General features: G+C 53.2%; 10 protein-coding genes and 1 tRNA gene. 8 read left to right on the top strand and 3 right to left on the bottom strand.

What is annotated here, in order from left to right:
- Positions 1-17 precede the first annotated feature (17 nt).
- Positions 18-989 (bottom strand): ThuA domain-containing protein, encoded by a 972-nt coding sequence (locus tag HNQ64_RS15735; protein WP_184210297.1) that lies wholly within the window; start codon positions 987-989, stop codon positions 18-20.
- A gap of 118 nt (positions 990-1107) precedes the next feature.
- On the opposite strand from HNQ64_RS15735, the gene HNQ64_RS15730 reads away from it, so the two are divergent.
- From HNQ64_RS15730 to HNQ64_RS15695, 8 genes are all read left to right on the top strand, one after another.
- A complete protein-coding gene (locus tag HNQ64_RS15730; RefSeq protein WP_184210295.1) occupies positions 1108-2865 on the top strand; it encodes an ATP-binding cassette domain-containing protein in 1758 nt (585 codons plus the stop codon).
- A gap of 77 nt (positions 2866-2942) precedes the next feature.
- Positions 2943-4727, top strand: coding sequence for a phosphoenolpyruvate carboxykinase (GTP) (locus HNQ64_RS15725; protein WP_184210293.1), 1785 nt, complete (start codon positions 2943-2945; stop codon positions 4725-4727).
- 277 nt (positions 4728-5004) lie between these two features.
- On the top strand, positions 5005-5607 hold the full coding sequence (locus tag HNQ64_RS15720; RefSeq protein ID WP_184210291.1) for a nitroreductase family protein: 603 nt from the start codon (positions 5005-5007) through the stop codon (positions 5605-5607).
- Positions 5608-5724: 117 nt separating this feature from the next.
- Positions 5725-5814: transfer RNA gene (locus tag HNQ64_RS15715), tRNA-Ser, on the top strand.
- Positions 5815-5868: 54 nt separating this feature from the next.
- Complete coding sequence (locus tag HNQ64_RS15710) at positions 5869-7782, top strand: site-specific integrase (RefSeq protein ID WP_343075899.1); 1914 nt, start codon at positions 5869-5871, stop codon at positions 7780-7782.
- Positions 7783-7836: 54 nt separating this feature from the next.
- On the top strand, positions 7837-8646 hold the full coding sequence (locus HNQ64_RS15705) for a zinc ribbon domain-containing protein (RefSeq protein ID WP_184210287.1): 810 nt from the start codon (positions 7837-7839) through the stop codon (positions 8644-8646).
- A 334-nt stretch (positions 8647-8980) separates the two neighbouring features.
- Positions 8981-9652, top strand: coding sequence for an NINE protein (locus tag HNQ64_RS15700; protein WP_184210285.1), 672 nt, complete (start codon positions 8981-8983; stop codon positions 9650-9652).
- 155 nt (positions 9653-9807) lie between these two features.
- Positions 9808-10458, top strand: coding sequence for a recombinase family protein (locus tag HNQ64_RS15695; RefSeq protein WP_184210283.1), 651 nt, complete (start codon positions 9808-9810; stop codon positions 10456-10458).
- Positions 10459-10894: 436 nt separating this feature from the next.
- Here the strand turns inward: HNQ64_RS15695 and HNQ64_RS15690 are convergent, their stop codons facing one another.
- Both HNQ64_RS15690 and HNQ64_RS15685 read right to left on the bottom strand, forming a co-directional pair.
- On the bottom strand, positions 10895-12004 hold the full coding sequence (locus HNQ64_RS15690; RefSeq protein ID WP_184210274.1) for a PIN domain-containing protein: 1110 nt from the start codon (positions 12002-12004) through the stop codon (positions 10895-10897).
- Between the two features lie 92 nt (positions 12005-12096).
- Complete coding sequence (locus HNQ64_RS15685; RefSeq protein WP_184210272.1) at positions 12097-12519, bottom strand: hypothetical protein; 423 nt, start codon at positions 12517-12519, stop codon at positions 12097-12099.
- Between the last annotated feature and the right edge of the window lie 148 nt (positions 12520-12667).

The raw sequence follows: 12667 nt of genomic DNA, 5'->3' as shown, positions 1-12667 counted from the left end.
ATCCCGATGCGCGTCACTCAGCGCCCGGCCACCCGCTGAAAGACCTTTGGCGTCTCCATGGCCGTCTTTTTGGGCTTTGGAGCAGGCTTGCGGTCGAGGTTCTGCGCCAGCTCTTCATCCGTGACGGTGGATATTACTCCATCCGCTGGCACCTCCACCTTGGTCACCCACAGAAGGGCATTCAGGATGGTTTTGCGAAATTCGGGATTGCCCCAGTTTTTGTGGAAATGTCCCCCGGTAAAACCGAAGCCGCGCCCGCCATCAGGCCGCTCCACCGCCCACATCATGGATTCCACCTCGCCCTTTTGAGCCTGGATGTGTGGATACGGCCCTTTAGGGTACACATACGGGCCATCGCGAGTGGCATCCGATGGAGCGGCCACTAGGATGGGGACGAAAGAAGTATCTCCATCTTTTGCCGCTGCAATGCCATCCCCAAAAGCAGGGCGGAACCGCATGTTAAAATACCACTCATCTTCAATCTTGAAGGGCTTCACCCCACGGGTGATGGGATGCACCGGGAAGGTGGTGAAGCTAGGCTCCCAGAGCGGATTGCAGGAGTAGGAGTTTTCATAATGTCCGCCCAGCCAAGATTGGAATTCTTTCCCTCCCAGTTCCGGCACCACCTCCACGCCATAGTGCATGCAGCCATAACCTACCCCACGCGCCATCAGCCCGCGCAGTGTCTCCAAGTGGTTGCCCTGCACAGCCGGGTGCCCCTTGCCACCGTCCGCATAGATCACCACCGCATCGGCATCGGCAAAGGTGGCCTCATCGGTCACCCAGCCCATATCGTGGCGGTCCACCACCAGCCCGGGGACCGCTTTGAGGCATTTTTCGATCAACAGAGATCCAGCCCGGAATTCGTGCATGCCTGGAGGATGCGAAGGTTTGCCAGCGATGAGGACCAGCTTCTGCCTGCCATCAGGCGTGACGGCGGAGGCCAGCGTGGTGGTAACGAGGAAAACGAACAAGGAAAGTCGGCGCATAGATAACCCAGCATGAGCGGGCCGCCCCCTGCTGTGCAAGTCTCTTCTCAGTCGCACCCGCTCTGGCTGTCACGTTTTTGCTGGTTGTATGCCGCAGGTTCTCCGCTTTCATCGCTTCATGCTCGAACTCATCAGCGTCTCCCACATTTTCACCCGGCCCGCGAAGGAGGCCTTGACGGCCCTGGATCATGTGAGCTTCAGCGTGCCAGCCGGGCACCTGCTGGCGGTGATCGGGGCCACAGGCAGCGGTAAAAGCACGCTCCTCCACCTGCTGGCTGGCCTACAGCATCCGGGTGGTGGCACCGTGCTTTTTCGTGGCAAAGACCTCGGCCAAGCTGCCCTGCACCCCAATGAAATCGGTTACGTTCCTGCCTCTGACGAGGTGCTCTCTGACGTGCTCACCGTGCGTGAAAGCGTGATGAGCGCGCTTCTACTGCGCGTGGCCGGACAGACGAAAGAACAGCGAGTGGACCGCGCTTCCCACCTCCTCGTCGGTGTAGGTTTGGAAAATGTCGCTAGCCAGCGTGTTGGCAGTCTCAATCCCACTCAAAAACGTCGGCTAAAACTAGCCCTCGCTCTCGTCAGCGATCCCGCCCTGGTCATCTGCGACGAATTTACTGATGGCCTCGACGCGAAGTCCCAAAGTGAAATGGCGGCCCTGCTAAAATTCGTCACCACAGACCATCCCGCCCGCGTTGTCATCCACGCCACCCAGATGGCCGCAAACCTCGCCGCCTATGACACCGTGGTCATCCTGCATGAAGGCCACGTCTGCTTCCACGGCCCTTCCCGCGCCGTCACTCATTACTTCAGCATCCAGGCCATCGAGGAACTGTACCCGCGCCTCGCCAAACGTCCGGCCGCCCGCTGGGGCGAGTCCTGGATGCGGCATCGCGACTCCTACTACGCGGCCTTCAAGCTCGGCAGCAGCGGCGAATCTCTGAAAGCTCCCGATGAAGAAGACGATGGAGTGGACTCTCAGGGCGTCACCCTTCCCGCCAACGATCAATCCCCTGCCCCGGAAACCCAAACCGAGCCACCAGCCCCATTGGCCCCGGCACTGCCCAGCCTCCAGGCCCAGGCCCAGCACCTCATCCAGCGCCGTTGGACACTCTTTCGCCGAACGCAGCGGGAATGGACCAGCCAACTCATTCTTTTAGTTTTGTCTCCCATCGTGGCAGCTTTGCTCATCCTGCCGAATGACCACTACCTCAGCGAGCTCACCTCTGGCAATACCGCACCCGCCGTTCTCTGGCCTGCCGCCTACACCTGCACCATGGGCTGGCTGCTGCAAATCTTGCTCGTCTTGATCTTTGGCGTTCGCACCGGGGCGCGTGAGATCGCAGGTGAACGCGCCCTTTATCGTCGGGAACTCGTCGGTGGCCTGCGCCCCATGGCCTACTTGTTGGGCAAGCTGGGCTTCATCCTCCCCATCGTCATTTTGCAAACCTTTCTGTTAGGTCTCACGGTGGAAATATTGACGGGCGGCCTGCCAGGATATGCCTTTCCACGCATGCTCCTGCTCACGCTTACCGGCATCGCCTTCAGCAGTCTCTGCCTCGCCATTTCCGCCCATTGCCGCACGGCAGAAAGAGCCCATAGCCAGGCATGGACGCTGGCCTTTGTGAATCTTTTCCTGTGCGGTGCTCTGCTCGGTTTTCCCCGGGTCTTAGGCAGCGTCATTCATCCTTTGGTCACGGCCTATTATGGCTGGTCTGGCGGTATTGAGACGATGCAAGCCACGCCCGTTTTTGAGCCGCTCACCCTCTTTGTGCGGACCTGGTTTGCCACGCCTACCTTGGCGCTCCTCGCCCTTTTCATCCACTTCGTCGTCGGCGTGCTTTTAACCCTGCGTGGACTGCACAAAACACAGTAAAGCCCTCTCTCGCAACAACGACACAAACAAAGCGATTTCGGCACGGCACCTGCGTGATAGGCTGTCCCCAACCTAATATGATAGCCCACCCAAAACTTTCCTCCTGGATCGAAGAGATCCGCGCCCTTTGCCAACCGGAGAATGTCCGTATCTGCAATGGCTCTCAGGCTGAATACGATGAACTCTGCGGCCTGCTGGTGACCTATGGCACCTTTAAAAAACTGAATCCTACCAAGCGCCCCAACTCCTACCTCGCCTGGTCAGACCCTAACGACGTGGCCCGCGTGGAGGACCGCACTTACATCTGCAGCACTCGTAAAATAGACGCCGGCCCCACCAACAACTGGATGCCCCCAGCCGAGATGAAGGCCAAGCTGAAAAGCCTCTTCACCGGCTGCATGAAGGGACGCACCATGTACGTGGTGCCTTTCTGTATGGGCCCTCTCGGCTCGCCCTTCTCCGTGATCGGCGTGGAGATCACGGATTCGCCCTACGTCGCTGTTTCCATGCGCATCATGACCCGCATGGGCCAGGCCGTGCTGGACCAGCTAGGTGAGAACGGTGAATTTGTCCCCTGCCTGCACAGCGTGGGCAAACCGCTCGCCGCAGGAGAAGCCGATGTCCCTTGGCCCTGCAATGCCACGAAATACATCGTTCACTTCCCTGAGGAACGCAGCATCTGGAGCTACGGCAGCGGCTACGGCGGCAATGCCTTGCTGGGCAAAAAATGCCTCGCCCTCCGCATCGCCAGCGTCATGGGACGCGACGAAGGCTGGATGGCTGAACACATGCTCATCTGCGGAGTGGAATCACCCGATGGCCGCAAAAACTACGTCGCGGCCGCTTTCCCCAGCGCCTGTGGCAAGACCAACTTCGCCATGCTCGTCCCGCCCGCCTCCTATCGGGAGCAGGGCTGGAAAGTGACCGTCGTGGGAGATGACATCGCCTGGCTGCGCCCCGGCCCCGATGGCCGTCTATGGGCCACCAATCCCGAGGCGGGTTACTTCGGAGTCGCCCCCGGCACCTCATGGGATTCCAACCCCAACGCCATGGCATCCTGCAAAGAAAACGCCATCTTCACCAACGTCGCCCTCACCGACGATGGCGATGTCTGGTGGGAGGGCATGACCCAAGAGATCCCCGCTTACCTCACCGACTGGCGAGGTGAAACCTGGGAAGCTGACTGTGGCCGCTTAGCCGCCCACCCCAATAGCCGCTTCACTGCCCCTGCCGCTCAGTGCCCCACCATTGATCCCAACTGGGAAAAGCCCGAAGGAGTCCCCATCTCCGCAATCATCTTCGGCGGCCGCCGTGCCACCACCTTCCCCCTTGTCTTCCAGTCCTTCAACTGGGTCCATGGGGTCTTCCTCGGGGCCAATATGGGCAGCGAAACCACCGCCGCCGCCGCCGGTGCCGTGGGCAAAGTCCGCCGCGATCCCATGGCCATGCTGCCCTTCTGCGGCTACAATATGGGCGACTACTTTGGCCACTGGCTGCACATGCGCAAAAACATCAACGAACCGCCTCGCATCTTCCATGTGAACTGGTTCCGCAAAAGTGCCGAAGGCAAATTCCTCTGGCCCGGCTTTGGCGAAAACATGCGCGTCCTGGAATGGGTCGTCAAACGCTGCCGTGGCGAAGCCCGTGGGCACGAGACCGAGCTGGGTTGGATGCCCCGCTACTCCGAGGTCAACTGGCAGGGGCTCGACTACAGCCGTGAAAAATGGAACGAGCTCATGCACTTCGACCACCGCGAATTCCGCCAGGAACTCCTCAGCACCGAAGAGCTCTACCTCGACCTCTACGACGACATGCCCAAGGAGCTCTACTACCAGCGCGAGCTCCTCGCAGGGCGCGTTTAGCAAAAGAAAGTGCCCAGCTCTCAGTGCTCAGATAAAGACCAGAGCAGTCAGGGCTCAGGCAGAGCTATGGATACAGGATTAACAAGATTTCACGATTGATACAATCCAGAAAAGAGCGGGATCAACGGCTGACAAAAAGCACAGAATGCCGCAGGGCATAAACCCAAATCTTGTTAATCCTGAAATCCTGTCAATCCTGTAAAAAATAGGCTGCCCCCTACCCTCTCCTGCCAGCCGAATCATTCACCCTAGAGCACTTCCGACTCCACCCCTCCCCATGAACACCCTCGAAGCCATCACCGCCCGCCGCGCCATCAAGCACTACGACCCTACTCACCAGATGACCGAGGCGGAAATCCGCCAGCTTCTAGAGGCCGCCATGCAGGCCCCCACTGCCTTCAACATCCAGCATTGGCGCTTCGTCACCGTCACCGATCCCGAATTGCGCAAGCAGATCCGCACCGTTGCCTGGGATCAGGCCCAGGTCACCGATGCGTCCCTACTCATCATCCTCTGCGCTGACAAAGACGCCTGGAAAAAAGATGCCGCCCGCTACTGGAAAGGCGCGCCCCAGCCCGTCCAAGACATCCTCGTCCCCGCCATCGGCGGTTATTATCAAGATCGTGCACAAGTCCAGCGCGACGAATGCATGCGCTCCACCGGCCTCGCCGGCATGACCCTCATGCTCGCCGCCAAAGCCATGGGCTATGATTCCTGCCCCATGGACGGCTTTGACTTCGACGCCGTCGCCAAGCTCATCAACCTGCCCGACGATCACCTCATTTCCTTCATGATCGCCATCGGCAAAGGCACCCAGCCCGCCTGGCCAAAACCTGGCCAACTCAGTTACGAAGAAGTGGTGATTTCAAACACCTTTTAAGCCCCGCCCCTCACCAGCCTTCCAGCCCGTTCTGCAACTCTTCTGAAAATCAACTTGCAGCCGGGCCTGGAAGGCGTCATGATCACAGCCCGCTGCCCTACAAGGCAAACGGTAAACGGACAGATGCCAGAGTGGTCGATCGGGCTCGCCTGGAAAGCGTGTGAACAGTAAAATGTTCCGAGGGTTCGAATCCCTCTCTGTCCGCCAGCCTTCAACTAAAGGCTTGTAAATCAACGAATCCAAGCAAATAAAGGGTTTCCAATGGGCAAAGTGATACATCAACCTGATACATCACAACTAGATCCCATGCCCGCCAAGGAGCACCTTTGGAGACGCGGAAGCACCTATTATTTCCGCATGCGCTTCCCCCGTGACCTGTTGCGAGCAGGGGTGGCAGTGATGGTGAACGGCAAGCCTCAAAAGCATGAGGTCAAATTCTCCCTCAACACTTCCGACTACAGGGAGGCCGTGGGTCTTGTGGCTACCCATTCAGCCATATGGACGGATGAGCTAGCGAAGCGACGGCGTGAGTTGAACGACAAAAAGAGGCTCGATCATCAGAACGGATTAATTGCAACCAGTTGCAAATCTTCTCCTGCCGCTGAGGTGCCGGACGTGCTGAGTGATGAACGCATCAGGGCCATCGTCATAAGCGCTTTCATTTCCAGCCAGCAGTATTCTGCCAAAATTATAGACGGCTCACGAGGTGAGGAGAAAGAAGACCGCTTTGATAGGCTGGCGGATTTGAGCCGTGCGTTAGTGGCCTATCAGGGAGGCGACGAAAAGACATTGCCTGCCGACCTGCACAGCAGTTTAAGACGGCATTTGAGCCTGTATGGCCTGGAGAATTTGCCCGAGGAAAGCGATGCGTTTCAATCACTTCTCCGGGGGTATAGAGCCGCTTTGATAGAGGACACAAATCGCCTCATGCATTATCTGGATTCAGGCAGCCCTGCGGAATTTGATTCTCAATTCAGAGGCATTCATGCCGCTTCTCCTATGCCTGACACGGGAGCAGGAGCGACAGTGGACGAACTTCTAAAAGACTTCGACAAAGACCAGCACAACAGAGGAGTTTCTGAAAGCACCCACAAAGCGAATGTGCCTGTATTCCGTGCTCTGAGAGAGTTCTTTGGCCCCCACACTCCGCTATCAAAAATCACTCAAAAGGAGATGAGGGACTTCTTTGATTTTGTGGACAAAATCCCGGTGAATTGCCAGCAGCGTTATCCCAAGAAAAAACTGGCTGAGGCCATCACCTTGGAAGCGGAGTCTCCTTCCCCTCAACTGCTCGCGCCAAAGACGCTCAAGATGTATCATGGCCGCGTCGTTACGATGTGGCGGCACGCCATGGACTTGGAATGGGTGAAAAACAACCCTGCAAGCATCCGCCTCATTGCTAGCCGCTATGTTGTGGAAGAGAAATCGAAGCGCCAGTCCTTCACCATTGAAGAACTGAACACGATCTTTCATGCTCCCCTTTATACTGGCTGCGAAGGGGATTTAGATGGCTGGAACAAGCCAGGAGCAAACGTGTTGAAGCGCGGTCGTTTTTGGGTGCCTTTACTGGCTCTATTTCAGGGCTTCCGATGCAATGAAGCCTGTCAGCTTGAAATTGCGGATATTGGCGAAAAGGAAGGCATTCCAATCATCAATATCACGGATGAATCCGACGATGAAGAAACCGACCATAAACGGGTGAAGAACAGCACTAGCAGAACGCATGTGCCTATTCATCCGACCATTCTAAAAATGGGCTTTCTGGACTTTGTCAATCAACGCAAAACGGCCGGCGTGGGAAGCCTTTTTCCAGAACTTCCACGCGACAAATCAGGTGTTTATTCCAGCACATTTTCCAAATGGTTCGGCCGCTTTTTGGACAAAACCTTTGAGGCGAAAGGCACTAAAACTAAAAGCACGTTCCATTGCTTTCGGCACACGTTTAGAGATGCTGCCCTAATAGCCGATATTGGTTCTGAAGCCGCTGATAGGCTAGGCCGCTGGAAAACGGTAGGAGGAACGGGCCGCTTGTATGGCAATGGCTTTCCACTCTCAGTCCTTCGCGATAAATTGGCATTGATTGAATTTGCAGGAGTTGATTTTTCCCACCTCATACCAACGCCCCCAAGGGTGAGGAACACCGTTTACCCGGAAGGCCATCCAAAGCACATTTAGAGGCTTTACAGGGAAAGATGATCCGCTAAAAGAGACCATCAACTCAAATCCAAAATGGCCCTTATAGATTGCCCTGAATGCAACAGTAGTGTTTCAGATAAAGCCGCAGCATGCCCTCGCTGTGGATACGCGGTTGCTCAGCATTTTTCCGTTCTAGCTGCCCCGCTTAGTCCAAGGCCCTTAAACGAAATTCAAGCCCTCAAGTGTCCATGCTGCGGTGCGGATGTTGAGCCCCGCAGTTCAAACTGCAAATTTTGTGGATCAAACCTTTTAATTATGGCACAAGCGCATCAAATCGAATGCTCTAACTGCCAATCAGAAATGCTTGAGGGAGAGAGTTTCTGCCACGAATGCGGTGCGTTACAATTCAAGAATGAATTGCTAAATGACTTGGCCGCAAAAGTGAAATTTTCCCAAAATAAACTGAGGGAGAGCTTTCCGACTGAAATTCAAAAGCATTTTGAGAAGGATGAATATATCCACGCTTCGACCTACGGCCCTGAGGAATATTATATCTTGAGTGACCGGAAGCTTTATATCGGCTCAATCGTAGGCAAAGGCTTGTTCGTTCGAAAATACGAACTAGCAAATTTAAAGCGAGTAGTCGATTTGAAGCGAGTAACGCGTTTCACTGACTGGTCGGAGCTTTTTTATGCATCGCTCGACTTCGATGGAGCCAACCCGTTTATGGCCCTACAGATCGAGACTTTCGAAGGTGATATCAATGTAACCGTGAACGCATTCGATAGCAATGAAGGGCTTTTTCAAGATCCCTATTATTTTCAAATGCTGCTGGAAGAGGTCATTCAAAATATCCAATCAAACCACGTTCACCAGCATGAGGCCCTTTGGCGCTCCAAATAGCACCGATTGACTCCCGCAAAAGGAATAGCTCCTTTTGCGTAAAAAATTTATCGTTAATTCAGCTATGCGATTTGGCCCCTTTACAGGTGCCTCCTAGCCGCTAGGGTTTGAGCGTTCGGCATCCGCTGAACCGGGGCGTAGTAACCTCGCACACATAGCGGCTCGGTGTTGGCCGCATTCGACACCCTCTGCTCATACGAGCCGGGGGCCATGCTCATATGTCCAGCCTCCCGGCATGCCGAGAGGTAAAAGGGCATGGGGTCGTCTATGTGCGACTTACTAACCTCCGGCTCACCTGGCTCTGCCGTCGTGATTTTCACTCCGCGCACAAGCCATGCAGACCTACCTCATTAAAGACGGCCAACAGTCCGGCCCTTTCGGCAACGAAGAATTGCGGCTCAAAATTGAAGCCGGGGAATGCTCGGCACAGACGATGGCATGGCGTGAATCCGCCGAACAATGGCAGCCACTAGGCATACTCGCCAGCGAGCTTTTTTCCCTCTCCGAATCGGTGCCTGCCGCTTCATCGCCAATTCCTCCCCCGGAAATCAACAACAACCTCAAAACCAAAGCCCGAACTATGTTTTGCCGAACCTGCGCCAAAGAACTGCCTGAAAACGCCGTTGCCTGTATCCAATGTGGCTGCCCTCCGCTGATCGGAAAAAAGCACTGCCAATCATGCGGAGCTGAAACCCTGGAACACGCTGTTATCTGCGTGAAATGCGGTTGCAGCCTCCACACTCGCAGCCTGCCTTCTTTGCAAGGGAGTAGGACTGCTGAGAAAACAACCCTTTGCCTCCTCACATTCTTCCTTGGAGGGATTGGCGTTCACAAGTTTTATGCTGGGAACTGGGGCTGGGGGCTGATCTACCTTGTGTTTTTCTGGACGTTCATTCCTGGCATTGCGGCCCTTGTTGAATTCATCCGCTATCTGACAAAGGACGAAGCAAGCCTCCAGCAGGCATACGAACAGATCAGAGGCAAGCCATTTGGCTTCCTTTGGTAAACGGAAAGTCAGCTAACGAGGTCAAAGGTGTATTCAAAAAATCATTGACCTCGTTTTGCCTTGGATTGGCCCTAGTTTTCAATCCAACGGCATGCCGGAAAGTGTATTCACAAAAACACTTGTTTATTTGAATACACTCTGGCATTAATGGCGGCATGGAGAAGAAACCTGCCAAAACCCCTGTCGCCATTCTCGTTCGTGTTTCGACTGCTAAACAGGAGACAGACAGGCAGGTTTCAGAACTGCGCTCCTATGCAGACAAGAAAGGTTATGAAGTGGTGGCCGTCTGCGAGGAAACCGTTTCAGGACGTGCGCAAGAAACGGAACGGCACGGCCTCAGAGAAGTTGAAGCACTGGCCGAATCAGGAGCCGTTAAAAAGGTGCTTGTGCATGAAGTGTCCCGTCTTGCCCGAAAGAACAGCATCGTGCATCGCTTCGTTGAGAATCTGGAGGAAAAGGGTGTCTCCCTCTATTGGCACGCACAAGGAGTTGAAACCCTTCTGGGCAATGGGAAGCGCAACCCTGCGGCCTCCATCATGCTTGCTCTCTTGGCAGAGATGGCGAGAAACGAAGTTGAAACGCTTTCAACCCGCATCAAATCGGGGTTAGCGGAAGCTAAGAAGAAAGGGCGCAAGTTAGGCCGTCCAGAAGGCAGCACACTGGAACGGAGTGATTTCCTGGCTAAACACCGTGATATTATGCGCCTCCTAAAAGCAGGCCAATCCGTGAGAAACACAGCTAAAATCACAGGGAAGGGCATGAGCACGGTTCAACGCGTAAAGGCGTCGATTGGTGATGCTCTATAGTTTCGATAGAGATGCCAGAACCTCTTGGATTACGTCCTCATCCACACCATCAACCCGAAAGGCATCACTATCTTCGTGCCTAAAAGGGGCTCCACACTTGCCACCCTTTTCAGTCAAAGCGTTGACATAGGATCTTACATATCCTGCTTGAGGCACTACCAACCAAGCATTTTCACTTAGGCTTTTGTAGCGTGGCAAAGGTGATGTGGCGGACATAAATTTCATTAATTATTAGGACTTAAAAATAATGCTATTTATTGACTGAGAGCCATAAAAAAGTCTAAATTTTTTGGTCTAGAAAACTGATTTTTGCACACTTTGCACAGTGTGAAGAAGTTTTTCGTCTTATGTGTTCTCATGGATCATGATACGATCCGAAAGCTCCTATGATTGAGGCGGTAGGTGTAAATCATTCGGAGCCGCCACAGGAAATGTGTCAATTGGATTCGATGGATTCAATAGAATCTATTTCCACCGTATCTGCAATAATTAGATCTTCATCATCCGGTGAAATATCGTCCCCAACTGAGAACGATAAAATCCCCTCTACAATGATTTCGATTTCGCTTTCGGCCTCAAAATAGTGATCATTATGATCTGAGACAGGAGGAGCTTCATCATCAGACAAGCAATACCAGTCGCTCTTTGAAATATAGAAAGTAATCGAAACCTCCATTGTGGACGTGAATGGCAATGAAAAGCTTCCATCCCCATAATAGGATAAGTCATTCCACAGAAAATTGGTCTCCTGAACTTCTCCATAAGACGAGATTGTGGCGTCAGACGAATCAATATCGTAGGCATCGTAACCTACATTTTTCCATACCACTTTCTCACCGAGTTTGTCCTTAATGGAATTACTAAGCAATTCGCTTATTTCCTCGCTTGTTGTGATACGTTGTTTAATTCCTTCGATTTTCTGTCGCTCCTCTTCCTGCAAAATTAGATTTTGAATATCAGGAGTCTGAATGAAAGCTTTTAAGCTTTCGTAAACTTCGACATTATCGAGCTTTTTTGCAGCTTCCCTTAATTGAGAGTCACCACTTACAAATACGACGCCTAGATTATCCAAGGCAAGCTTACGAAGAGCTTGGAATACAAAACTATCGGGAATGTCCTTTCGGATTTTGGCTTGTTTCAGAGGTGGCAGTCCATGGAAATATGCGTCAAGCGCTCCGACAGCCTGTGCCTCGCAAATTGGCATCTTTTCGGCATTTATGGCCTGAAGCCAGTCATTAAGATTTTTCTCATCCGCATCAAGAATTGCGGGAGTTTTATTCCCAACTTCTGTTTCGAATGCGTTGAGCCAAGTTGTCAATTCATCTTGCAACGCTCTTTGAGACAGTGTTTTCACTGAGCGCAAAATCGAGTCGATCTGCTCCCGAGACGATGCACTCTGTTGGGTTAAGAATTCTTTTTCAACAACATAAGGTAAAAACAGCTTAAGTGCCCCAGCCTTCGATAGCGTTGTAAGCAATCTAAAATCTTGCCCTTTCAGGGTCGAGTTTTGATGGAAAACCGTGGTGTCTAAGATGATCCTTATCATGGGATTATCATCTAATATAAAACACTTTTAATAGAGGGGTCAAACCCAATTGTTAATTATAAATTTCCTGTTGTATTCTTCCTCGGTGATTCCTAAAGCCCCAGGAGGTCATCAGGGTCAGCCATACTCATGAGTTCGTCTTGGCTGTAGCGACTGGCTAAGGCCTTGAGGGAGGAGTTGCCAAACAGGGTCCATTCATCCCGCTCAAGCATTTCGTTCTCTGAGTCGCCGCGCTCCTGATAGCCACGCCGCCTGCCCTTCGTCTTGAGGTAGAAGATGATGGAGCGTTCCTTTCCGGCATCAATGCACTGCATGAGCTTTGATTCCACATAGTCCGTGGCCTCCTCCTGCATGTCTTCAACGGCGCGTTTAAAATCCGCATCCGTGTCCATCCAGTAGTAGAAGGTGCGACGGCCTACGCCTGCGCTTTCGCAAGCGGTGGAGATGATGAACCGTGATTCTTTAAGGGCTGCAAGCAGTGCCTGCTTGCGACAATCGGTGGATGATCTTTGCATAGCAAAAAAGACACTCCCCATTTTTTGGAAAGTCGTTTTCCAGGGAATGCGATACTCCCCCACCATATCTCCATTCAGTTATTTTGTCAAATGAAACCCTAGGTAAATAGCTTGTTTTTATTTGCAACCGGTTGCAAATTTTTACCTG

It is taken from the genome of Prosthecobacter dejongeii, assembly GCF_014203045.1.
Taxonomy (GTDB): domain Bacteria; phylum Verrucomicrobiota; class Verrucomicrobiia; order Verrucomicrobiales; family Verrucomicrobiaceae; genus Prosthecobacter; species Prosthecobacter dejongeii.
The sequence above is the reverse complement of the archived record's forward strand: the minus strand, read 5'-3'. Positions and strand labels throughout refer to the sequence as shown.

What these genes read in the sequence shown, in the direction of transcription:
- HNQ64_RS15735 (WP_184210297.1), bottom strand. Translation starts at nt 989, where the DNA reads ATGCGCCGACTTTCCTTGTTCGTTTTCCTCGTTACCACCACGCTGGCC.
- HNQ64_RS15730 (WP_184210295.1), top strand. Translation starts at nt 1,108, where the DNA reads ATGCTCGAACTCATCAGCGTCTCCCACATTTTCACCCGGCCCGCGAAG.
- HNQ64_RS15725 (WP_184210293.1), top strand. Translation starts at nt 2,943, where the DNA reads ATGATAGCCCACCCAAAACTTTCCTCCTGGATCGAAGAGATCCGCGCC.
- HNQ64_RS15720 (WP_184210291.1), top strand. Translation starts at nt 5,005, where the DNA reads ATGAACACCCTCGAAGCCATCACCGCCCGCCGCGCCATCAAGCACTAC.
- HNQ64_RS15710 (WP_343075899.1), top strand. Translation starts at nt 5,869, where the DNA reads ATGGGCAAAGTGATACATCAACCTGATACATCACAACTAGATCCCATG.
- HNQ64_RS15705 (WP_184210287.1), top strand. Translation starts at nt 7,837, where the DNA reads ATGGCCCTTATAGATTGCCCTGAATGCAACAGTAGTGTTTCAGATAAA.
- HNQ64_RS15700 (WP_184210285.1), top strand. Translation starts at nt 8,981, where the DNA reads ATGCAGACCTACCTCATTAAAGACGGCCAACAGTCCGGCCCTTTCGGC.
- HNQ64_RS15695 (WP_184210283.1), top strand. Translation starts at nt 9,808, where the DNA reads ATGGAGAAGAAACCTGCCAAAACCCCTGTCGCCATTCTCGTTCGTGTT.
- HNQ64_RS15690 (WP_184210274.1), bottom strand. Translation starts at nt 12,004, where the DNA reads ATGATAAGGATCATCTTAGACACCACGGTTTTCCATCAAAACTCGACC.
- HNQ64_RS15685 (WP_184210272.1), bottom strand. Translation starts at nt 12,519, where the DNA reads ATGCAAAGATCATCCACCGATTGTCGCAAGCAGGCACTGCTTGCAGCC.